Below are 24,190 nucleotides of genomic sequence, written 5' to 3' on the forward strand. Positions count from 1 at the left end.
AATCATGCACGTACACTGTGAATCCCCTTAATTTAATGTAATGGCTCACGTAACCTAACCCTCTGTTCCAGAAAGTATTCCCTAAGTTCAACGATCATTACACCCATTTTCTGAATGGATGGTTGAAATACATACGTAATCCCTTGTTTTTCAAGTTCGTTTGCGGTTACTTTTCCAACTGCAACTGCCAGGACTTCCTTGTTAAATGCATTAACCACTGCATCGGTACTTGTAGAATCAACAAAGAGATTTTGAACTTGTGTTTTACTTGTAAAGATGACGGCATCCAGTGTTTGATTGAGAATTTCTTGTTTGAGGTTCCTTATCGTAGAAAGGGAAGGCTCAATAAAATGATAGGGTTTGGAAAGATATACATCATATCCTTGCTTTTGTAGCTCTAGCTGAAGGATTTCGTCGTCTTGGTTATAGGCTTGTAAGAAAATTCGTTTCCCGTATTTTTCCTCCTTGTTATCCATACTCAGTAGCAGATTATCCATTGTTCCGTCTTCAGAAACGAATTCTACCGGCAAGGAATGTTTTTTTGTCCAACTATGTGTCTTGCGGCCACGGACTGCTAAGCTAGTATTCTTTACTTTATGAATAAATTCGGTGTGGAGAGTAAGCTTTAGCGCAGATCTTTCAAGAGTTTCGATGCCAATTCCGGTAGTTAGCAGCACCATATCAAATGGTTGACTTACTAAATCTCTCACATTTTGTTCACTACACTGTTCATTTACTTGTTGTTCACCTTGAATTGAGAATACAAATGGGATACCCCCGTTTTTTTGGATAAGTGTCGAAATCGTATCCGCTTGACGGGCAGCGGCAACACCGATCCTCTTACCCTCCAATCCTTTCATTCTTCCACCCCTCCCGCGAATAACTCTTCAGTAAATTCAAAGCTTGTTCCTGCTTCATCTTATTTTGATAATCATCTGACAGTAAATCCTTTAATATGCATTTTTGTTCATATTCATCGAACATTGAGTGCTTGATTATTTGCCGACATTCATATAAAAAATCAACATACTCCCCATAATTCTTGTCATACATGATTTGAAGCTGCCGTTTGATTTTACCCGAAAGAAGAGGACTTGCTCCATTTGTCGCTATACTTATTGACAATCTCCCTTGTTTAAAATGAGCTGGAAATTGGACATTTCCTTCAGAAGCTTCCGACGCAACATTTACTAACGTATTGGAAGCACAGCTTTGTACAACTGTTTTATTTACCATCGAATCATTTGTGGCTACGATGACCAGGAATGCTTCTTTACTATCTTCAGGCTCGAAATGCTTATTCTGCCAAATGAATAGGCCTTTCCCACAAAGGGAACGCAATCCATCCGTAAGAGTCGGAGTAATGACATGTAGGTTTGCACCACTTCCTAGCAATTTTTGAATCCTTCGTTCCGCAATACGACCACCACCAACAATTACAACATTCTTCCCTGCTAATTGAACCATGAGAGGTGTAAGCTCCATTTTCCATCATCCTTTTTTACACTAGATACGAGCTTTTACGTGTTTATCGTTTCTAACACTCTAGCTTTTAACAATTCACACACATTACGATGACTTCCGAGTTGATTACAAATCACTACTTGTTGATTTGGATGTAGTCGTTGCCGCTGGACAAATTTTTCAATTCCGTTCATTAATAGTCCTGTAAATAACAAATATGGAAGAATGACAATTTGCCTCGAACCCGATACAATCTTATTCTCTAGTACCGTTTCAAACCTAGGGGTTGCTGCAGTCAAAAAGCATTTGCTAACAGAAGACACTTGTATTTTTTGTTGCAGAAGCTCTGCAATGCGTTGTGTATCATTCACCGCATCCATATCGCTACTGCCTCGACCAACGAGAAGGATTTCCATCTCCGCCTTAATCTGACTATTCTCTTCGATTCTTTCTACTAAAATATCAACTAATTTTTCTTGTACACCAAGTGGTTTGCCATAACGAAATTCAATTGTTTCGTATCTTTCCTTTGCTTGTTCTAGAATTTCGGGAATGTCCATTTTGGCGTGGACTGCCGTTAAAAGAAGGACGGGTACAACTGCAATCGTAGTAGCTCCCAATTTTACACATTGATCAATACCCTCTAGGATAGTAGGTTTCGCAAGCTCTAAAAAACAGTATCGTTGAATTGGTGCATCCACAAGTTTAATCGTCTTTTGAACAAAACCAATCGCTTCCTCCACACCAGACTTCTTTCTCGTACCATGACAAACATAAAGAACAGCCTGCATAATCATCACTCCCTATTTAGTGGGACAGAGGGACAGGTTCCCTGTCCCTGTAAAATAATGGTGGGACAAGGGACCTGTCCCCCTGACCCGGAACAAGGCCCTGACCCATTCCGTGACCTAATAGTTTTTCTCTGAATCGTACGACTTCTCCGATTACGATTATGGCGGGGTTTTTTATGTTCGATGTTGAGGCGATGTTGACGATTGTTTTGATTGTACCAGTTACGGTTTTTTGGCCATAGGTGGTACCTTCTTGAATGATTGCGACTGGTGTATCTTCGCTCTTCCCATGTTTACGTAATTGCTCACAAATGTGTGGTAAGTTTCCAACCCCCATATAGATCGCTAAGGTATCGACCCCTTTAGCAAGACTGTCCCACTTAATATCTGTTGGCTCTCCCGTTTTGCAGTGGCCGGTGATGATGGCGAATGAATTCCCAAGCTCCCGATGTGTAATTGGAATCCCCGCATATGCTGGAGCAGCTATCCCAGCTGTTATACCAGGTACGACCTCATAGGGAATATGATGCTTCACCAATTCCTCTATCTCTTCTGCTCCCCGTCCAAATACAAAGGGATCTCCTCCCTTAAGTCTCGTCACCACTTTTCCTCCACGAGCATATTTCACTAATTGTTGATTAATGATTTCTTGTGGCATCGAATGAAATTTTGGTTGTTTTCCACAATATATTAATTCTGCACCTGCTTTTGCTTCCCGTAACAATTCTGTATTGACTAACCGATCGTATAAAATAACATCTGCCTGCTGGATACATTTCAAGCCTTTTAGCGTAATCAAATCAGGATCACCAGGACCCGCTCCCACAATATATACCTTCCCCATCTCAATTCCTCCCCCTCATTATGTACCTGCTATCACATCTTCCTTCTTTGACACAAGCACGACATTTTGCTTTTTCACATTCCGATGAGTCACGTATAAGGCTAGACCGGTACAGACAACTCCACTGACGAGATTCCCAAATAAGACAGGAAGCTGATTCCATAGCCACCAATCGGCTACTGTAACATCTGCACCTAACATCATCCCTGCTGGAATCACAAACATATTGACGACGGCGTGCTCAAACCCTTGCGCAAAAAAGATCAAAATCGGAAGCCACATGGCAACAATTTTTCCAAGTGTTGCTGTCGATGTCATCGCCATTACGGCACCTAACGTTACCATCCAATTACATAGCATTGCTTTCACAAAGACGACGACCAAACCGTCGTTTCCTAGATTCTGGTACCCTATTGTCTTTGCTTCTGCAACTGCCATGATTTTTGTTATCATGGCATGATCTGTGACATGGCCTAGTTGTGTGATGGCAATCACGTATAAAAAGGCATAGAATCCTGCACCTATTAAATGCCCAACGATGACCCAAAACCAGTTTGATAGCATTTGAGAAATGGTAGCCTTTTTTTCTAAAACCCCTAGGGGAATTAACGCAAAATTCCCTGTTACTAATTCGAGACCGAGGAGTATGACCAATACGAAACAGGCAGGAAAAAGCAAGGCACCAAAAACGCCTAATCCCGATTGAATTTCAGCAGTGAAAGCGAGTGTTGTACCAAACCCGAGAAGTGCTCCTGCAAGCATCCCTCGAATGACCAGATCCTTCACTGATAATTTTGCTTTTGCTTCTCCAGCTTCAATCATGTTAGCAATAACCTGATTTGTGTTTACAAATGACATGGAAATCCTCCTCCGAGATTATTAGATGATAATATAGACAAGATCCTCTTCCACTTCCACTTGATACGTTCGCACACACCCATGATCCGGAGCTTGAACTTGACCATCACAGACATTTATTTTCCAATCGTGCATCGGACAAAAAACATGGTCTCCGCTCACCATTCCTTCAGCAAGTACTCCACCTTTATGGGGGCACCGATTTTCGATTGCACGGACATCCCCATTTACTAGCTTAAACAACGCAATTTCCTCGTCCCTTACGAAAAATGTTTTCCCTAGACGATCTGGAAGTTCTGAATACTTCCCGATCAATACTCTACCTAGTGTTTTCTCCACGATTACTCCCCCTATCTATTAGTTAGAAGCTGCCGGAACATTGACTGTTTCATATAGCTCTTTTAGTAGATTCTCATCCTTAAGTGCTTCACTCCAAGGTTCTTGAATAGCAGATAAAGCTGTATTCATTCGCTCATTCAATTCATCACGGAATGCTTTGTTTTCAAGCATTTCTTTTATATGATCAATCCCTATTCGTTCAACCCATACAGACGTTCTTTCTAAGTACGTTGCGGTTTCGCGATAATATTGTAAAAAAGCACCCGCCCATTCAAGTACTTCATCACCTGTTTTCACTTTGCAAAGTAAATCTGCTACCCTAAGATCTGTACCCGCATTTCCACCTACATACATTTCCCATACTCCATCCAATCCGACAATTCCAATATCCTTAATGGCTCCTTCCGCACAATTTCGTGGGCAAGCCGAGACACCCATTTTTATTTTGTGTGGACCATGTAACCCCTCAAATTTTTTCTCTAGCGCAATCCCCATCCCAATCGAATCCTGTGTACCAAACCGGCAGAAGTCAGATCCAACACATGTTTTCACGGTCCGTAGCCCTTTCGAGTATGCATGCCCTGATGGCATCCCAAGCTCTGCCCAAATACTTGGTAGGTCCTGCTTTTTCACACCGAGTAAATTAATTCGCTGGCCACCGGTTATCTTAATCATTTTTACCTGGTATTTATCTGCTACATCTGCAATCTTTCTAAGGTCCTCCGCATGTGTAACACCGCCATACATTCTTGGAACAACACCAAAGGTGCCATCATTTTGAATGTTTGCATGTAATCGTTCGTTCACGTAACGAGACTCTTTTTCATCCTTATATTCGGTTGGGTTAATCATTCCCAAATAATAATTTAAGGCTGGTCGGCATTTCGAACATCCTTCATTGGTACTCCAGCCCAACACATTCATGACTTCTCGTACATGGGTAAGCCCTTTTTCCTTGATTTCATGTACCACTTCATCTCTAGTTAATGGTGTACAAGTGCAAATGGACACCTTTTGATCCTCACTGTACTCATCACCGAGAGTAAGCTCTAATAGGTCAGAAACCAATGACTTACAAGTTCCACAAGAACGGGATGCATTGGTACAGCCCTTCACCTGGTCAATTGTTGTGAGACCTTGCGTTTCAATTGCCGAGACAATCGTTCCCTTTGTTACACCGTTACATCCACATATGATTTCATCTTCAGCCATTTGAGCAACTAAGCTAACTCCTGACTCTTCAGTCTGATTGGCTTCTATATATTCCTCTACAGTCGCTCCTTTTTTAATAAGACTTAGCAGTCGATTACCTTCCCTCGTGTCTCCAAATAAGACAGCACCGGCTATTTTTCCTTGCTCTACAATAATTTTTTTATAGATTCCATTCCAATCATCCTGCATTTTTATTGCTTTTGTATTCTCGTCTTCGATGATTTTACCTGTTGAGAAGACATCAACACCAGACACCTTTAATTGAGTTGAAAGCACGGACCCTTTGTACCCCCCCGTATGTACACCGCAGATCCGTTTCGCTAAAGCTTCTCCCTGTTGATAAAGGGGAGCGACTAATCCATACACCATTCCTTTATGCTCTGCACACTCACCGACTGCAAATACATTTGGGACATCCGTTTCCATAAAATCATTTACAACGATTCCTCGATTTACTGAAATCCCAGATTTTTGAGCTAGTTCAACATTAGGCTTTATTCCCACTGCCATCACAATTAGGTCTGCTTTGATTTTTTCTCCATTTTTAAAACGTAGTCCTGTTACCTGCTTTTTACCGAGAATTTCGACCGTCTGTTTATTTAACAGGAAGTTCATCCCTTGACCTTCTAACTCCTTTTGCAGTAATTTTCCCGCTGCTCTATCTAATTGGCGCTCCATTAGGTACTCGTTAATGTGAATAACATCTACTTCCATCCCAAGATTAAGTAAACCCCTTGCAGCTTCAAGTCCTAGTAGGCCACCACCAATAACCGCTGCTTTTTTATATGTTTTTGAGTATTGGATCATCGTTTCACAATCCTTGATATCACGAAAAGCAGTCACTCCTATTTTGTTTGCACCAGGCAAAGGTAACATAAACGGATTCGAGCCAGTCGCAATAATCAACTTATCATAGGGTTCTGCGCGATCCTTATCTGTATATACAATCTGCTTTTTTGTATCAATATGTAGCACGCTTTCTCCTGGATATAAGCGTATATTGTTGTTTTCATACCAATGCCAATCATTTAATGTAATATCAGCTACCGTTGTATCTCCCTGCAATACCTTTGATAACTGGATTCGATTGTAGTTCGGGTGTGGTTCCTTACCAAACACTGTGATATCAAATTCATCAGGTTCAAGCTTCAGTATTTCTTCTATGGCCCTTATTCCAGCCATTCCATTTCCAATCAATACTAACTTTTGCTTTAGCATAATCGTTTAGCCCCCTAAAGTAATTTAACAGTTCAAACAACTAATCTACGTTCAGTCTACTTAGCACATTTCTCCCTTACAAGTAGTTTGTAAGATTTTCTGACATATGTTCATTTACAGCATCAATAATTGGAAACGCTTCATTAAATCGAGTGTTTATAACGTTTTTCTTAATTACAATCGCACTGTAAACGGATTCAGTAATGAAGAATGATATGGTATGTATTACTATGAAAAATAATCCAAAAGACCTATTAGGATCATTAACATAATCTCTATAAAAGCATGTTAGATTTTCTTACATAAATTTTGACAAAAAATAGATTTTGGATTAATCTGAAAATAATAAAGATTGTGGAGAGGAGTTTACCATGATCCCCTATAAGGAGAAAAAAGTTATTTCAATTGGTACTGTTACTGAGTTAACTGGACTTACTGAACGGAAAATACGTTATTATGAGGAGCGTGGATTAATTTCCCCCAAAAGAACGGAACGGGGCACGAGAAAATATTCTTTTTCAGATATCGAGACCTTAATGAATATTGCTGATAAACGAGAAGAAGGAGTCCAAACAAAAGAAATCAAAAAAGACATGGACAACGAAAAGAAAATGGCCAACATTCGTGATGACCTACTTCGAGGACAACTAAACGCCCATTTCAACCTGCGGAGATAATTTGAAAAGAAAAAATAAAAAGACATTAGGGAAGAAATCCCAAATGTCTTCTTTACATTACATGGTAGGCAGTCTCTGCAAAATTCATCAATCCTCACCTGCCGTTGGATCAAATTGATAATTACGAGGAATCGCTCTACCTGTCTGTGTAGTCTTAGCAACTGGCTGCTTGTTTTCCTGATACAAGTCGATTTCTTCAACCGTCAGTAATGATTGATTTTCCCAGTTTTTTAGAATACCAACAACATAGTTTAGTCTCCGCTTATGATTGGCACAAGCAATGTCCATCGCTTTTAGAATCACATCTTTCGGATTCAAAAAGCTTGAATCATCTAACCATGCTAGTAATTGCTCCTTCGCATTCACATTGTTCAAACCAAATCCATTCTGATCCCAACACTCCACAACCTCCTGAATCGCCTCTGTCTTAGATTCATTATCTATATCTGGGTAAAGAACTTTTTGTTGTTGTTTTTCTTTTTGTTTTTCTTTTTCTTTTTGCCCACGAGTCGTCCACGTATCGTCTGAACATGTGTTCTGGGACAGAGGGACAGGTTCATTGTCCCAGTCCGGTTTATCTTCAAAGAAAGATTCATAGAGGTTATAAATATCATGTCGATCAATGTTTTCGGCTACATATTCAATCAGCGAAGCATCCTCCACTTCCTCTAACTCTGACAACACACAATCCATAACTGGCTTTCCGCCTTTATGTAAATTGTATTTGCCCCAGTTTTTAATCGCGATTTCCCTTGTTTTCGGATTGTAACGGATAATCTGATGGTGGTTGATGAAGCGATCCATTAACGCATGAAGAGTCTCAATGGAGTAACCCATATCAAAAGCCATTTCTTTTTTCGTGATTCGATAGATTCCAATTTGAGTTGTATGGGGATTTGTTAGGAGATACAAGAAGAAATATTTATCCTCAGGTGTCATTTCCTCTGAAACTACTGGATTCTTCCAGAAGTCAGTTCGTACAATTCGATACTTTGCCATTCTTTTCACTATCCTTCCTTTGGAGCAGAGACTCCTCGCCCTAGTCCAGGCATCATTCAGTGGGATAGCATGCCTGGAGCTTTATCGTATATTTGAACTACCCCTCGACTTTGTTATAGAAGGGGGTTCACGAAAAAGGGGCATCTGGAGATGTGAAAGATTTGTGAAGGTTACTCTTTTATTCTACAAAATAGAAAAAGACCTTAACCAGTTACAGTTAAAGTCATTTTATTTCATCTATTTTTACCGAGGAATCTGGCTTATGTTAACCATCCGTAATAGCCCCAGAAAGTCGAGAAATAACCTGTTTAAAAAGATTCCTAAATTGCTCCCGGTCTTCTGCTGTAAAAGGCTTTGGTCCCTTTGTTCGCTGTCCGCCTTTTCTTGCCATTGCACTTAAATAACGTGTTTGTAATAGTTGGTCAATATTTTCATTTGTATACCTAAATCCTTTATGGTGGAGGACGATAATTCCTTTTGCTAATCCTAGTGACGCAAGACCATAATCTTGCGTCACGATAACATCTCCTTTTTCCACTAATTTCACAATCCGATAATCTGCAGCATCTGCTCCAGAATCAACATAAATGGTTTTCACACCTGATGGCTGTTCTGCATTAGAAAAATGAGAAAAGCTAGTAACAAGGATAACCGGAATTTCAAAAGCTCTAGCTTCTGCAATAATAATATCTTTCACCGGACAAGCATCTGCATCCACATAAATTTTCATCTTTCCCCTCCTGTTAAGAAGTTGACTTATTTATTTAACTTAATCTTTTCAATTATAAAAGGACTAGTGACTTTTGTTTTAAAAATAATCAAGAGTTCTTCCTTTTGCTGTATTTGTCTATCCTCATATTATACTTTATAGAATTTTGTTGGCAAATGGTTGTTCAAGTGCCTACAAAATAGGTTGCTAGGTCATCTGCTTTTTTACCTATTGCTTTGATACGAACGAAGTAATTGACATTGAAAATAAAATAGCCCTTAACTTTATACAGTTAAGGACCTCTTGACATTTTATATTCTAATTTAAAACAAACTCAATTGCTGTGGTTCCTCTTGGACAGCTTTTGACACTTCCTCTTCAATTTCAAGGATTCTCATGCCCATACGTTCAATTAATCCAACCACAAGTGCGTTCCCCATACAAAAATATCTCATCCGTTCAGACATTCCTGCAGTCCAGTTATCAGGGAAACCGTTAAGTCTTTCACATTCAACTGGTGTTAGCACTCGAATTCTTTTTGTTTCAGGATCTTCAATGACATGGCTACTTCGGTTAGTTGTAGCTTCACTTGTTAACATCGTTCTGCCTGGCTTGTCCAATGGCTCTGGGAAGGCCATGCCACCTTCTGAAAAGATGTACTTATGCCCAGTTGCCGATGTACGTTCAATCCTTTTAGGACCTTTTAAATAGCGAAACTTCTCAATTGCATCCTCAGATAAATAATATTTTTCATCAACATTTGATTCTATAATTTGCTGAAGAGTGATTGGTGGTTCTTCCAGTGGAGTTAATTCCTCGGTATAAACAACACCGTCCCTCATAATACCGGCATTTAGGTATTTTGCAGAAAAGTGATTAGAAATAAATAGTAAATCAGAAGATAACTCAAATTCACTAGGCTTATGTTTCGATGTATCATCCGTGACCGGAAAGGCCTTTGCAAAAAAGCCTTCTTTTCGTACCATTTCATTATTAGCATACTTTTTCCGTGCGTCTACAAATGGACTATCGTTTCGAATGGCGAAGATAAATACCCGACGTCGTCTCTGAGCAAACCCATATTCAGCAGCGTTAATAACACGCCATTCTACTGAGTATCCAATCTCATTTAAGCTAGCTAGCATTACAGAAAAGTCTCTTCCCCGCTGTTTAGATGGAGATTTTAACAAACGGTCAACATTTTCAAGTAACAGGTATTTCGGTCTAAGCTTGGTAGCTAATCTCATAATCTCCCAAAAGAGAACTCCCTTTTTACCTTGTATCCCCTTTTCCCCAGAAAGGCTTCGGGCAACGGAATAGTCCTGGCATGGAAAACCTCCAACAATAATGTCAGGGTCTAGATCGACTAATTGTGAGACATTAACAGTCGCAATATCTTGATTTGAATGGATTCCTTTTCCTTCAAAATTTCTTGCATAGCAATCAAAGGCATCTTGGGCTTTTTTTGATGGTTCCCATTGGTTACCCCAAACTGTCTCAAAGCCTTTTGTTGCTTCGAGGCCAAGCCTAAATCCGCCAACACCTGCGAATAACTCAATTACTTTCAACATAAACGTACATCCTTTCGGTATGGAATATACTTAAGTAATAGTATATTGAAAAAGTTTAATAGGATCAAGAATAATCTTGAGTTTTTATCAAATTTACTAGTATATCAACATACCAATAGAAATAGATTACATAATCTTATCACAAATCCTCAATAATTTCAGTTACAAAATATATGGTAAACATCAATACAGCCATTGTTATCAGCAAGACGTTTTCTTACTTTTAAGTATACATCAATAGAAACGTTTGTTCTACATATTTGTTCCGATATCTTTATTCAGAATCGAACAGATCCGCTATCTGATTATAAATATATATTTTGTTTAACCACCATGCTTGTCTAGTCATGTAGTAATCAGAAAACAAATCTATTTGATCATCTGGACGATTAATCCATTTGATTTTTGCGGGTAATTTGTCAGAGTACGGGCTATTTTCATGGTATGCTGTTTGGCTTGCCGACAATTTACTGAACAACTTATTCTCTAAAGAAGAATTGATAAAGTTCGTTGTCCTTTTGGTTGGAGTCCAGGTAATCTCAACTCCTGTTTTTATCTTATGAATGGTATCTTCCCAAACCATATGAGCTGACGTTTCAATATCTTCTTCAGGCATTTCCCAAAATTTCGCACCTTTTAGCCAGAAATCATCTCCATCTTTTTCAAAGACCACAATTAAAAATTTGGTATCTTGAAGAAACTCTCTTAGTTCTGATTCTTCCCATGTTTCTTCGATAACTTCTGCAAATTTGTATTCTAGAATTTTAAATTCTTCTTTTAGTTCCTTCTTCCCTTTATTGACAACCACAGTCTTAGGTTTAATGTTAGCCTTCGTCATTTCTTGGCCGAAATCATCTTCTTTTGCACCTTTAATCCCCAGCATATGCTTTAAAATTTCTGGGTTCGTTGATTTCGTATTATCTTTCACATTAAATTTCCTAGCTAAATCAGCACGTTTTTTACCGATAAATGGTCTTATTTTATCGAGGATAATATCCAATAGCGATTTAGTTTCCAATTCTAATGGATCAGTAACAATAGAAGGTGATGGCTCTCCACCTAATACATAGGTCCTGTATAAATAGGTCATATACCCGCCTTTTAACGAATAGGCCCTTTGCTTTGCACGGATTTTGGAAAACGGTTGGTCACGAAGAGATTCAGCAGCCGTTTTTCCTTTCGTGCACGGAGATAGATACGTAGTGAGACGCTCAGACAATTCATGTGCTCGTCCTTGTTTAATATAATCATCGATGATATGCCAATCTTGTTTGATAATGGCGAAGTCAACAGGGTTTTTCATCATTTCATACAAAGCAACATCTGTAATAACGAAGTCATCCTTCTTTGTATCAGGCTTCCATCTATAAAAAGCAAGTTCCATTGCTTTGTTTTTGTGCAGGAAGTGGCTTGTTTCAAATGATTCTTTGACTACTTCCATATAATTAATAATATTTAGCACTAATCGCTCTTTTGCGCTTAATGTACCATTTTTATTCTCTTTGATTGGCGTCGCTTTTAACTCAACACCGGCTTCCCGCATATCTGGTTCGCTATCGCTATCCTTTACTTTACCAAACCAAGTCTCCCACGCATCACCAGCACCAGATTTGTGCGCCCCAGTAAGCGGTTGATTATTATTAATTTCCCTAAGGGTCTTTCCAATAGCTTCTAGCCCACGATTATGGACTTCAGCTTTTGTTTTATATAGTTCTTCTGTCATTTTTTCATCACCTATTGTAAATTGCTTACCCTAGATTAAGGGCAACACAAATTTTTTAATATTAAGCACTCTTTGTTATCTTCATCTATTATCTGCATTAACAATAACTGAGTTTTTGATTCTTTCATCTTCCCCACTACTATTACCTTCAATATATGTTAAGTCTATAGTCTCCGAATGAAATTAACTTTAACAAAAGACAAAAACACTGGGTCGGGAACATTTCCTGTAGCTTTTATTATTCTAGGTATTTTTACACACGAGTATGTTATAGGTTGGCATACAGAACCTCCCATTTATGTATATATATTCAGTGTAGCATATGGAGACCGCTAGTTCACATGCTGTATTGAAAAATGGTGCCTGACCCTCATTACAGTAAAGCATTACCGCAATGGGGGTCAGGCACCAGAATTCGCAATCCAGCATTTCTCCTCATGGGAAAAATCTTTAATTTCACTCGAATACATATTCTTAAATTTCTCATATACAAAATTTAATGTTTCTAATTCTTGCTCATTAAATAACTCTTCTTCAGATTTATCGATTATTGAACTTGTATAGGATCCATGTTCATTTTCTATTATTTCTATCTCCTTTATGTTGTCGTATAGAGTTTGAAACTTTTCAGGTACTGGCCCATAATAATCTCGAATATACTTTGCACCACTTAAGGACACTGCATGATTTTTGAAAAAGTAATAATCTGCATAAAACATTAGTTTATTTAATTTGGTTAAATACGGTCTATCTTTTTTCGAAAAAAACCAAACCATATTTGAAAACTTTCTATAATCAAACGATTTATAGCCACTATATACATCTGGTTGATAGTATTCGGGGCCTGACCCTCAACACGGTAAAACATTACCGCACTAAGGGTCAGGCCCCAATAAAAAATGCCCCTTTTGACAGCATAGGGGCGAATAATAAGAGTAGGGTAATTTTTGGGTCAGCGAACCTGTCCCCCTGACCCAATTAATAAGCCGTATTTCCGCTTGAATCTTTCGATAATTTTGATCCAGCTAGCGCTAAATATGGCAAGGAAAAAGACATTGGATAGGGCGTGGGCAAGGTCAAACTTGATACTTGAGGCATAAATACCAATGATAAATTCCCATGATATGTTATTGACATTACTTACAATAATCCAAAGGTTCATAATCCAATCAAATAACCAACCCCATATGAAACCAAATATGCATAGACCCCAAACTCGTTTCATCCACCAGAAATTTTGAAGTAGTCCAGCACACATTCCCATCATTCCCCAGGCATACATTTGCCATGGAGTCCATGGACCTTGTCCAAGGAAAATATTCGATACAATGGCAGCAACGGCTCCGATGATAAAACCTGATTCTGCACCAAATACAAGTCCGGAAATGATGATCACAAAGGAAGTTGGTTGTACATTTGGGAGTCCTGCAAAAGGTACACGGCCAACGGCTGCAATTGCAGCCAATACAGCGAGGATCACAACCTCTCTTCCTGTAAGCTTACGAATCTCAAAACGAATAAAGAATGGAACCATGATACAGCCAATAATGAAAAGACTTAGTAATAAATAAGCATGATAATTAAACAGGAGAACAGCAAGGATCAGCATGGCAAAAATCATAATGGAACTAATCAACAAACGGGCCATTTAATGAATGCCTCCTCCAGGGTTAGTACATCGGGCATATGACTCTCTCTTGTTACTCGGTTAATTGCTGTTGTATAAAAGTAATTTCCTTTGAATAATTCTCCTGGAGTCCCGTCAACCGTTATCCTACCATCGAACATCATAGCACATCGATCAGCATATTTAGCTGCAAATTCAATGTCATGCGTAACTAGCACAATCGTTAACCCTTCCTTATGTAAGGTACGTAGCAGTTCTCCAAATTTTTGCTTTGATATGGGGTCAAGTCCTTTTGTCGGTTCGTCTATAAATAAAAGTTCCGGTCCCCCAAGTAGCATACAAGCAAGTGCGATCTTTTGGATTTCTCCACCTGAACAATCATAAGGATGCTTTCGCAATAAATGAGAGATTTCAAAAACCTCCACGATTTCAGCCATTTTCTCCGAGCCATTTTCAACGTTTTTACGTTCTATGACATCAAGGAGCTCCTTTTCGATCTGGTCAAACATAAAAAATGAACGTGGATTTTGTGGCAAATAGGCGATTTTTTCATGTATTCTTATTTTCTTACGTTGATTTGTTTTTTCACCAAAAAGACGAATATTTCCACGTTGAAGCTTTAGCAATCCGATACATGCTTTAAGCACAGTTGTCTTTCCTGAACCATTCCCTCCAACTAACGTAAAAAATTCACCTTTTCTAACATCTACTGAAAAATCCTTTAAGATTAGAGGTGATTTTTTATCATACTGAAAAAAGACGTTCTCTGCGGAAAGGATAGGCTCAGGTAGCTGTTTTTCGTTTTGATCCGCTTCATCTAGTTTGTTATACAAATCAGTAGACAATGTACGTAACCAACTTCGACCATCCTTCACTGTTAAAGGAATAGTTGTATTCGTAAAAGGGTGTTCGGTTTCCATATATAAACGTGCAATCGATGGAGTATAGGGAATAAATTGTTCTTCTTTGGCCAAATAAAGGGATTGGATCAATCCTTGACTCATTCCCTCATGCCTAATCCTACCTTCCTTCATCAGTAAAACTCTGTCAGCGATCGCAAATAATTCTTCAAGTCGATGCTCCACCAATATAATCGTAATACCCATTTCCTTATTTAATCGTTCAAGCATACGAATTAGGTCTCTTGCAGCAATTGGGTCAAGCTGTGAGGTTGGCTCATCTAGTAAAAGCACCTTAGGCTTTAATAAGAGGACGGATACTAAATTTAAGAGTTGTTTTTGGCCACCTGACAGTTGTGAAGCCTTTTCCGTTAATACGTTCTCTATTCCGAAAAAATGGACCATTTCTGCGACTCGCTTACGCATTTCATTAGTTGAATAACCGAGGTTCTCAAGCCCAAATACAAGTTCCTGCATGACATCATCCATCACAATTTGATTATCTGGATCTTGGAAAACAAAGCCAATCTCTTCAAGTAGCGCACGCTCATCCCATTTTTCCAATGGTTTTCCCTTATAAAGAATCTCCCCTTTACATGTACCAACTGGTGCTAGCTCTTTTTTTAATAGCCGTAGTAAAGTCGTTTTCCCACATCCACTAGGACCACCTATAACTAGAAATTCTCCTTCAATGACATCAAGTGATATTTCTGATAGCACTTCTTTATTCATATCTGGGAATTGAAATGAAAGATTCATTATTTTTAAAATTTCCATCTTAGCTGTTCTCTCCCTTCAACAAGTAACGGAAATGAATAGATGAAAGCCATACAGAAAAGCACGAGCCAATCTAGAAAAAAGAAATGGAAGGTACCAAGTTTCGGGTAAATCAATATCTTCCCATACCCTAGGTAGCCACCAATAAGACAAATGAGGAACATGAATGCAAGTGTGATAAGCCATCCCCAATCACGTTTATTCAATTGATATGGGATATAGGATGATCGTTTACCTGTTCCATATCCTCTAGCCTTCATTGAATCTGCGGTTTGAATGGCCTCTTCAAGTGACCATGTTAACAAAATTTGCATCTGTAACATTCCATTTTTCGCTCTTTCTCGAACGCTGCCGGTGTGAATTGCCAGCCCGCGAATTTGACTAACACTTGATATTTCGTCTAACCGTCTCTTTAAAAGTGGTACAAACCGAATCGTCAACATTGATAAAAATGCAGTACGAGGAAGAAACCTTGCGAAAACAAATAGAAATTTCGTTCCATTTACGATTAGGTTGAAGGAGACAAACATGATAATAATAGCAACAATTTCTAAAGACATTACAACTCCATAAACAATTGCTTCTAAGGTGACTTGTTTTCCACGAAAATAGAAGAGAATATTGGTTCCTCTGGAATTTAAAAATGGGTTTAATACAATGATAAGTGTGCTCATGAGAAGAAATGCTGGTACCCATTTTCTCAATGCTTTCCCTCTATCATGTGTGATGTTGACAAGGATTAACAGCATACAAGCTGTGACCAAAAATACTGGATGTGAAAAATACAAGGCAAGTGTGCCCACACATACATAATAGAAACATAATACATAGGGATGATATCCACGAAATCCATGATCCAAAAGGATACACCAACTTTCTATCTATCTATCGAATCAATTGCGCCATGACGTAGTGCGCTCGATTTTCTTTTTGCTTGAAAATTAATACTTCTGCAACGTCTTTACTTGTATCAGTCGGGGTAACAACTCAATTGATACATTCTTCGATGAATGAAGTAGTAGCGTTTTTTAATATATCCACCTAATGTGACAAAACAAGAGTTCCACATTAGGTGGATGATTTATCTCTTTCTATCGACGAAATGGCTTGAGATCAGCACCTAGGTCTTTTCCAAGATCAGTGGTATATAACCATTCAACAACATCTCCTGGTAGTAGGGGTACTACACCTGCGCCACGGTCTGGGAAGATTCCATTCACACGATACATCCAACCGCTTCCCTGTCCCCGATCGAATTCGTACACATTATCAATCCCTTCTACATAGGCAGTTGCTCCTTGGCCACCACGATAATCCATTTGGATTGCTTTTGCTTTTGTAATAGAAATAAGGGCTTGGAGTACAGTATCACCCTCCTTTATTTCCATTTCTGTTGCAGGCAACGGAACCTCTGTCGAAGAAATAACGATGGAATATGTGATTGTATTATCAACCGACTTTTCCTCTTTAGGGTGCTCTTCTTTGTTAGAAGGAGGAACACTAGCTGGTGGTGTCGTCGGCTTTGCTACTTCAGTCTTACCCTCATTCTTTTTATCAGATGATGTTGTTGGCTTAGTTTGCGTATTTGTTTTTGAACTAGGCAGTGACTGCGGATCTGCTGCCTGTTTACTGGTCTGACCAACATTTTTAGTGGCATTATGCTGATTTACCTGAGAAGTCGGTTCCTTCAGTTTTTGTTCATCTATTTTAGTAGAAGTAACTGCTTCAGTTCCTGAATCATCTTCTACTTGATTCTCTTCTTGTTCTTCATTTCCATCCCTATTTTCCTTCGTAGTAGGCTGAGCCTTTGTTTCATCCGATTGTTCATCAGACACTTTTGGTGCATCATCTTCTACCGGTGCAGCCATATCCTTTTCTAATGAACATCCAGTGATAGCAAAAGCAAGAGTTAAGACCGTTACCAAATGGATAAGCTTATAGGTCATTTTTCTAATCAAGAATTATCCAACCTCCGTTCATTAGGTAACCAAACCGATTTTATGAATATCTCTTTCTTTTAATTGCGAAATAAGAAAAATAACCAACTATCATCAAGAAAATACCTATTAGTAGTGAGTTATACGTTGATGTAGCTGTTTTTGGTAATGTGTTCCCATCCTTTTCATTGGATTGCTTGTCACGATCAGTTGGACTAACTTTGTTCCCATTCTCACTCTGATCTTCGTCTTTGGGTGCAGGTGTTTCAATTTCATCTTCTGTCACTTCATCAGTTTCTTCATTTTGATCAGATGAATCGCCCACTTCTTCTTCATCATTCACTCCGGTGTTCACTTCTTTTTCAGTTGTACTATTTATAGTTTCCTCTACGGACTCGTTTCCTAGGCGATCTACTGCTATGATTGTATATTCATAGGTTTGCTCCGCACCTAAACGAGTATCAGTAAATTCAACATGACTACTGTCAACACTTGCAATGATAGTGCCATCTCGATAAATCTTATATTCTTTTATACCTGATGGATCTGTAGCGGAAATACCTAGAGTGACACTATTTGGAGTCGTTTCTTTCTCTGTCAATGTAACATCGGTTGGTCCTTGTGTATCTGTAAATATACCAACAGTCGATAGATGATTGATTTCAAATGAAACATAACCATCTTTCGCTTCATTCCAACCGTTGACGTACTCCCAGTCTCCGTTTTGTTCATTAAAGGAGTAAACTCCGGTCTTTTGAAGAGTAACACCTTCATTGACTTTCAACTTCAGGCGGAAATTTTCAGTTGTTGTTCCTTCAGCGAACTGAAAATCAAATGAATACCAACTGCCTGTTAAATCAAGGCCATTATATGGGAAGGTTTCCTCATCTGGAATACCTACCTTTACAGTGGTTCCTTCGGGAAGGTTACTAGGTAATTCAACAGAATCACTTGAATCAGCAATAAAGATTGTTTCACCTTTTGTAACGCTTACTCTTTCATTTAGAGGAATCATATTTTCTTCTGGTTGTGGATTGCTCGTTTCACTACCAAACTGATACAATGGCCCTTCCCCATTCAGGAATCGTATGTATGCCACTAGTCCTTGAAGTGCCTGTTCTGTTGCCATTGCGTCAGAGTACGAGTAATCATGCGTATGTCTAAAACCACCATCACTATTTTTATAGCTTAATAAGTGATCAAGTAAGCTAATGCCGTTTTTTGTAAATGCCTCACTTGTTGGGTCTGTTCCTATTGCAGTTAGTCCGATAATCACCTGAGAAGTGGCTTCACTTGAAATTCCTCCAACGAATGGTTCATTGTATCCACCAGTTGGTCCTTGTTCCTGCGATAAAAATGTGACTGTTTTCTCTATTGCTGACTTTACCCCTGGCTGATCCTTATATGGAGCTAATCCAATAAGTGCCATTGCCGTGATGTCATAGCTTGTTGGTGCCGTTGGTGATGTTGTTAAACTCCATCCGCCATCTTCGCGTTGATTTTTAAGTAATTCGGCAACAAGCTTTTCTCTTGTCCATTTTGCATCTGTCGGCACGTCAAAATGTAAGGTATCTAGTGCGACCAAGGCAAAAATGATTCCGTTATTGCCTTGGAAGGTCATCGTATCATAACCGCCACGACGCTCAGGGCTGTTGTAAATGTTTTCAATCAAGTTTATCCCATCAATGTTTTGTGGATCCTTATTAATTGCAACTGCTGCCATTGCGAGTCGTTCAATGTCCGTAATTTTTACTCGCCCACTCTCAAGACTTTTTATAACTTGGTTTTGAATATTCGCATGGAATACTTCCTCATAATCAGCAGGAACCTCCTTGCCGGCCTGAGCAAAGCCAATTGCTTCCCATTCGCTGTCAACCTTGTTCGTTGCAATATAGACTGCAGCTTCATCTATTGCTTGTTGTACAATCGCTGCTTTCTCCACAGTGGACTGACTCTCAATCGTTCCCTGTTCCTCCGCTAAAACAGCTATAGCAGGTTGAATACACATAAAAACAACCATTACACATAGCAACAGTGACCATTTCATTACTCGTTTCATTATAAATCGCTCCCTTTTCAAACTTACAAACCAGAAAAAAACTTCATAAACACAAAAAAACATCTCTAAATAGAGATGTCGGTTTAATCGCTTACTAACATGCAAATTCCATGCATAAAAAGCACTAATCACCTCCCTATCCGCGTAGGTTTGTTGGTGTCAAAAAACAGGCAGGTCTCCTGACTTATGATCATAACTCTCTAACACCTTCCCATCATTCCGACAGTGGCATTCATTAGAAAGCTCCCATTTACAGTGGCGGGACCGTCCCGGATTTTCACCGGGTTCCCTTTTAATAATGAGCACCATCTTGTGCCCATCAACCTATTTTTTCAACTATTAAACTTGTAAAATGTAACAAATCAATCATAATCTAGCAAGCTTTCTAAATCAAGAGCAATTCCATGATTCTTTTTTGGTCAAAGGTGGGGTTATCCGCAGGAGTCATCTTCTCTGAAACGACGGAATCTTCCCGAAATCAGTTGTTACAATTCGATACTATGACATTCTTTTCACTACTTAAAATCATTAACATGCCAACCCTTCAATGAATATCGGTGTAATTTTTCCATATCCTTATCTTCAGAAAAAGCTAACCCACCTGACATAAAATACTTTGTTTTTCTCATTCTACCTCCTCCTTTAATCCTATTTCTGCTAAATGAATCATCATTTTTCTTATCTTCACATCTTCTTCTAAAATTTCCTTGCCCTTGCTAGTAAGTAGATAAGTGTTACGCCTTGAATCCGACCCATCATGCAAATAAATCCATTCCTGTTTTAATAGCTTTTTAATAATTGTGTACATTGAAGCGGGCCCTATAGTAATTAATGAACGATAATCTATACTGTAAATATAATCTGCTACTGATGCTGCAAATGAGTTAAATAAATTAATCACTCAATTTATTAGAATACAACAAAAGAGACTAATATGGATATTTATGAAAAATAGCTTTATTGTTCATATTTACATACGTTCAAGGTGGGTGGAGCAACCGCCTACGACAAAAGATAAAGAGCAATTTACCAAGAAAAAAGATTCTAAAGATAATTTATAAACCTGCTGAATCCATTTCATAGTTGCCAAAACCTTTTTCAGATAATTGATAAGTGGTGTCATGAAACTTTATTTCATTTTTTCTACCGAGCAAGTGGGCCTGACTCACAGTGAATTAACGCTTTACGTAACCTAGGATCAGGCCCGAATTGCCATCAAACTTCTAATTATTAGGAGAACACACGAACCGTCCCAGTGTTTCTAGTGTTTAGTTTAGCTGTTAGACGGAACACCATACTCGATTTCAAATCCAAGGTCTTCAAGCATTTTGTGATCGGCTGTGCCTTCTTGACCGGCAGTTGTGAGATAATCCCCTACAAAGATAGAGTTTGCTGCATAGAGGCCAAGTGGTTGAAGACTTCGAAGGTTAACTTCCCTTCCACCTGAAATACGAATTTCCTTAGTAGGGTTTATGTAACGCATTAAGCACAACACCTTAAGACAATATCTAGGATTTAGCTCATCTGTTCCTTCAAGTGGTGTTCCATCTATCGCATGTAGGAAATTGACTGGAATGGAATCGGCATCTAAGACTCGTAAGCTTTTTGCCATGTCCACAACGTCTTGCTTGGATTCTCTCATCCCTACTATAACCCCTGAGCATGGTGAAATCCCCTGCTCTTTTACTTTTTCCACCGTATTGACCCGATCTTGATATGTATGGGAGGTTGTTATACACTCATGATGATTTTCAGATGTGTTAATATTGTGGTTATACCGATCAACACCAGCGTCTTTTAGTTTTTTTACTTGGTCAGATTTTAAGATTCCTAGACAGGCGCAAACCTTTAAATCATATTTTTCTTTAATTTCCTTTACAGCCGAAACAACATGGTCCACTTCCTTGTTACTAGGTCCACGTCCGCTCGCTACGACACAATAGGTCCCGACTTTTAATTGATGGGCTTTTTCAGCCCCCTTCAGAATCTCTTCCTTATCCATCATTCGATATTTTTCAATCGGTGCAGTTGAAATACTAGATTGTGAGCAATACCCGCAATTTTCCGGACATAGCCCAGACTTTGTATTAATAATCATATTTAGCTTCACTTTATTCCCATAGTAATGATGACGAATAAAGTAGGCACCCTGAAGTAGTTCCAATATCTCGTCATCTGAAGAGTTTAGGACATCTAGTGCCTCTTCATTATTTAATTCATAGCCATCAATAACTTCTAGCGCTAATTCCTTCCATTTACTCATCATATCTCCTCCGTTATTTTTTTTCAGTATGTTTTATTACTTGTCCAGTTAAACTGTTTTACTTAAACTCTTAAAATACCCCCGACTAACAAGTGTCCGATTAAAGCGATATGCAAATACGGCAGCTGCAATCGACAGGATTATATCTTTTGGTAATGGCACAATCATCCATAACCAAGCCAATGAATAAGTAAATCCTTCTGGGGCTGCCGCCCATAGTTTATAAGCATAATACATCCAATTGGTTCCAAAAATATAATTTATGGACATCCCAATAAGTGATGCAAGGACATATGCATGGAGTGTTCTCTTCTTTTCGATTATTTTTCCTGTCACATATGCCGTAAAAATAAATGAAACAATAAAACCAAATGTTGGACTAAATAAGTGAGTAAATCCTCCACTGAACTTAGCAAAAACGGGGACTCCTACTAAACATACAAATGCATAGACACACATGCTAATTGCACCAATACGACTACCTAAAATCGCACCTGCCAAAATTGCGAAAAAGGTTTGCATTGTGATTGGCACCCCGCCAATAACCATAAATGGAGCTATCGATGTAATGTTGGCTCCGATTGCCATTAAAGCAACAAACATTCCTACTAAACTAATATCAATTGTTGATAACTTCCGCTTCAAATCCTTCAGCCTCCTTTTTTAAACCATAGAATAAGAATAATAAGAGTTCGGTTTATATGTCAACTACTTTTCATTATTAGTTAACATAAAAATTAAAAAAATAAAAATAGTGCCTGACCCCCGGCGCTGTAACGCTTTAACACACTGGGGGTCAGGCACTAGATCTGAGAATTTTAGCGTTATTATATAATTAATGACAGTAAGACAAATCAATAAATTTATTACTTCTTCACTATTGCACTCGACATTATTTTGTCTTAAAGGCTGGTTAGCAGTAAATATCCCCCCGTAAAGATCAAAATGACATATGTAATCATTCGAAACGTTTTTTGACTTATCCATTTAAAAAACAATTGTCCCAGTAAAATCCCTGCAAATAATGGGGGTATGGCTAGAAGAGAGGAAATCCATGTTTCTTTAGTCGTTCCTCCAAACGAGATTTGCATCACCAAACTAGCAAAATAAACAAACAGATAATAGGCCAATGTTGTACTGCGGAGGGTTGTTTTGTCTATTCTCGCTCCAGAAAAATATAATAATAAAGGGGGACCTGGTACACCAATACTTGTAGTTAATAAACCAGAAATTCCTCCTGTTAGGAGATCCCTATTACTCGTTCGGTTTATTGTCCATTTTAAAATAAGAAGGATTGTTAAAATAAGGATAAGCGCTCCAACAATGATTTTTAATAATTGTATATCTAAAAAGAGATAAATGAAAATACCAACAATCAGTCCCGCAATACTACCTTTAATCAATCTAATTAATAAGGATGTATCTATTTCCTTTCTTATTTTAAAAATCATAAAGGTGGACAAACAAATGGAAAGGATAATATTAACTTGAATGGCTGTGTGAGCAGGGTAAAGTAGCAATAAAAAAGGAGTACCAATAATGGAGAAACCATAACCAGTACTTGTTTGTAGAAACGATGCGATTAATACAATTAAAATAAGGATAATCCAAACTTCCATCAGTAAATCCACCAACTTTGATAAATTTGACATGTACTTATGCGAATGTAAAAGCGAGAGCCTATAGATTCTACTTTATTTGGCCAAAAACGGACTTTCCCTGATTATCAAATCACTTATCCCCAGGTTGAAATTAACAAGTCAGGAATGGTCCCCTTTAATTGAAAAAACGATCTATATAATTTCCATTAAAAAATAAAATTAAGTCACCAATGGCACCAATACAAAAAAAGACAAAATAATAACTTGCTATCGTGATTTCTTTGTTAAACAACTCTTTGAATGATTGAATAAACATTTTTTCGAATGTAAACCAACTTAATATCCAACCAATTAAAATAAAACTTATAATCATCATTTCTTTTTCGTTGTCCCCTTTTTGAACGAAGTATCATCTTGCTCTTTATCTCGCATGTTTGTTGAGATAGCATGATACAATTTTAACATAGAAACCCATAGACCAAAAAGGTGCCCAAAAAGGTGCCTGACCCCCGATACGGTAAAGCATTAGCGCATTGTAGTCCAACCTTAGAAGTAATTATGTTTCTTTTACTCTTCGTTAATGCCTGTTGCGAAAGTCGGGCCTGACCCCCACTGCGGTAGT

General features: G+C 38.4%; 22 protein-coding genes, 1 pseudogene and 1 riboswitch. Of the genes and pseudogenes, 1 reads left to right on the forward strand and 22 read right to left on the reverse strand.

What is annotated here, in order from left to right; all coding sequences use genetic code 11:
• Positions 1–32: 32 nt before the first annotated feature.
• Genes CZ490_RS07610 through nirB form a run of 7 tightly spaced genes read right to left on the reverse strand, consistent with a single transcriptional unit; the run spans position 33 to position 6,726 of the window.
• Positions 33–860 carry a uroporphyrinogen-III synthase gene (locus CZ490_RS07610; RefSeq protein WP_077618334.1) on the reverse strand — a complete coding sequence of 276 codons (828 nt, stop codon included), beginning with the start codon at positions 858–860 and terminating at the stop codon, positions 33–35.
• Complete coding sequence (locus CZ490_RS07615; protein WP_077618335.1) at positions 841–1,485, reverse strand: NAD(P)-binding protein; 645 nt, start codon at positions 1,483–1,485, stop codon at positions 841–843. Before CZ490_RS07615 ends, CZ490_RS07610 begins: the two co-directional genes overlap by 20 nt.
• Positions 1,486–1,520: 35 nt before the next feature.
• Positions 1,521–2,255 carry a sirohydrochlorin chelatase gene (locus CZ490_RS07620; RefSeq protein ID WP_077618336.1) on the reverse strand — a complete coding sequence of 245 codons (735 nt, stop codon included), beginning with the start codon at positions 2,253–2,255 and terminating at the stop codon, positions 1,521–1,523.
• Between the two features lie 16 nt (positions 2,256–2,271).
• Positions 2,272–3,099, reverse strand: coding sequence for a uroporphyrinogen-III C-methyltransferase (cobA, locus tag CZ490_RS07625; RefSeq protein ID WP_077618337.1), 828 nt, complete (start codon positions 3,097–3,099; stop codon positions 2,272–2,274).
• Positions 3,100–3,117: 18 nt separating this feature from the next.
• Positions 3,118–3,957 carry a formate/nitrite transporter family protein gene (locus CZ490_RS07630; RefSeq protein WP_077618338.1) on the reverse strand — a complete coding sequence of 280 codons (840 nt, stop codon included), beginning with the start codon at positions 3,955–3,957 and terminating at the stop codon, positions 3,118–3,120.
• A gap of 21 nt (positions 3,958–3,978) precedes the next feature.
• Positions 3,979–4,299, reverse strand: a complete 321-nt coding sequence (nirD, locus tag CZ490_RS07635) for a nitrite reductase small subunit NirD (RefSeq protein WP_077618339.1) — start codon at positions 4,297–4,299, stop codon at positions 3,979–3,981.
• A gap of 15 nt (positions 4,300–4,314) precedes the next feature.
• The gene (nirB, locus tag CZ490_RS07640; RefSeq protein ID WP_077618340.1) at positions 4,315–6,726 is read right to left on the reverse strand and encodes a nitrite reductase large subunit NirB; all 2,412 of its coding nucleotides are present in this window, start codon (positions 6,724–6,726) and stop codon (positions 4,315–4,317) included.
• 371 nt (positions 6,727–7,097) lie between these two features.
• On the opposite strand from nirB, the gene CZ490_RS07645 reads away from it, so the two are divergent.
• Positions 7,098–7,403, forward strand: a complete 306-nt coding sequence (locus CZ490_RS07645; RefSeq protein ID WP_077618341.1) for a MerR family transcriptional regulator — start codon at positions 7,098–7,100, stop codon at positions 7,401–7,403.
• Positions 7,404–7,490: 87 nt separating this feature from the next.
• Here the strand turns inward: CZ490_RS07645 and CZ490_RS07650 are convergent, their stop codons facing one another.
• From CZ490_RS07650 to CZ490_RS07720, 15 genes and pseudogenes are all read right to left on the reverse strand, one after another.
• Positions 7,491–8,402, reverse strand: coding sequence for a DnaD domain-containing protein (locus CZ490_RS07650; protein WP_234987191.1), 912 nt, complete (start codon positions 8,400–8,402; stop codon positions 7,491–7,493).
• A 265-nt stretch (positions 8,403–8,667) separates the two neighbouring features.
• Positions 8,668–9,132: a YaiI/YqxD family protein gene (locus CZ490_RS07655; protein ID WP_077618342.1), complete on the reverse strand. Its 465-nt coding sequence runs from the start codon at positions 9,130–9,132 to the stop codon at positions 8,668–8,670.
• A gap of 302 nt (positions 9,133–9,434) precedes the next feature.
• Entirely contained in the window at positions 9,435–10,682 is a 1,248-nt protein-coding gene (gene dcm / locus CZ490_RS07660) for a DNA (cytosine-5-)-methyltransferase (RefSeq protein WP_077618343.1), read from the reverse strand.
• A gap of 274 nt (positions 10,683–10,956) precedes the next feature.
• Entirely contained in the window at positions 10,957–12,405 is a 1,449-nt protein-coding gene (locus CZ490_RS07665; RefSeq protein WP_077618344.1) for a Sau3AI family type II restriction endonuclease, read from the reverse strand.
• Positions 12,406–12,806: 401 nt separating this feature from the next.
• Complete coding sequence (locus CZ490_RS07670) at positions 12,807–13,124, reverse strand: Panacea domain-containing protein (protein WP_159439926.1); 318 nt, start codon at positions 13,122–13,124, stop codon at positions 12,807–12,809.
• 233 nt (positions 13,125–13,357) lie between these two features.
• Positions 13,358–14,053, reverse strand: coding sequence for an ECF transporter S component (locus tag CZ490_RS07675; RefSeq protein WP_077618346.1), 696 nt, complete (start codon positions 14,051–14,053; stop codon positions 13,358–13,360).
• Complete coding sequence (locus CZ490_RS07680) at positions 14,038–15,690, reverse strand: ABC transporter ATP-binding protein (RefSeq protein WP_234987192.1); 1,653 nt, start codon at positions 15,688–15,690, stop codon at positions 14,038–14,040. Before CZ490_RS07680 ends, CZ490_RS07675 begins: the two co-directional genes overlap by 16 nt.
• Before the next feature lie 5 nt (positions 15,691–15,695).
• Positions 15,696–16,568: an energy-coupling factor transporter transmembrane component T gene (locus tag CZ490_RS07685; protein ID WP_159439927.1), complete on the reverse strand. Its 873-nt coding sequence runs from the start codon at positions 16,566–16,568 to the stop codon at positions 15,696–15,698.
• A gap of 231 nt (positions 16,569–16,799) precedes the next feature.
• Positions 16,800–17,666: a DUF4430 domain-containing protein gene (locus CZ490_RS07690; protein WP_077618349.1), complete on the reverse strand. Its 867-nt coding sequence runs from the start codon at positions 17,664–17,666 to the stop codon at positions 16,800–16,802.
• A gap of 40 nt (positions 17,667–17,706) precedes the next feature.
• A complete protein-coding gene (locus tag CZ490_RS07695) occupies positions 17,707–19,704 on the reverse strand; it encodes an LPXTG cell wall anchor domain-containing protein (RefSeq protein ID WP_159439928.1) in 1,998 nt (665 codons plus the stop codon).
• 152 nt (positions 19,705–19,856) lie between these two features.
• Positions 19,857–20,047: riboswitch (cobalamin riboswitch) on the reverse strand.
• A 282-nt stretch (positions 20,048–20,329) separates the two neighbouring features.
• Positions 20,330–20,533, reverse strand: a pseudogene (locus tag CZ490_RS07700) (PadR family transcriptional regulator); the annotation flags it as partial.
• A gap of 444 nt (positions 20,534–20,977) precedes the next feature.
• On the reverse strand, positions 20,978–21,967 hold the full coding sequence (gene bioB, locus CZ490_RS07705; RefSeq protein WP_077618352.1) for a biotin synthase BioB: 990 nt from the start codon (positions 21,965–21,967) through the stop codon (positions 20,978–20,980).
• A gap of 48 nt (positions 21,968–22,015) precedes the next feature.
• Positions 22,016–22,612 carry a biotin transporter BioY gene (locus tag CZ490_RS07710; protein WP_077618353.1) on the reverse strand — a complete coding sequence of 199 codons (597 nt, stop codon included), beginning with the start codon at positions 22,610–22,612 and terminating at the stop codon, positions 22,016–22,018.
• Between the two features lie 257 nt (positions 22,613–22,869).
• Positions 22,870–23,586, reverse strand: a complete 717-nt coding sequence (locus CZ490_RS07715) for a sulfite exporter TauE/SafE family protein (RefSeq protein WP_077618354.1) — start codon at positions 23,584–23,586, stop codon at positions 22,870–22,872.
• A gap of 157 nt (positions 23,587–23,743) precedes the next feature.
• A complete protein-coding gene (locus CZ490_RS07720; RefSeq protein WP_077618355.1) occupies positions 23,744–23,944 on the reverse strand; it encodes a hypothetical protein in 201 nt (66 codons plus the stop codon).
• Between the last annotated feature and the right edge of the window lie 246 nt (positions 23,945–24,190).

The organism is Litchfieldia sinesaloumensis (genome assembly GCF_900156865.1).
GTDB classification, from domain to species: domain Bacteria; phylum Bacillota; class Bacilli; order Bacillales; family Bacillaceae_L; genus Ferdinandcohnia; species Ferdinandcohnia sinesaloumensis.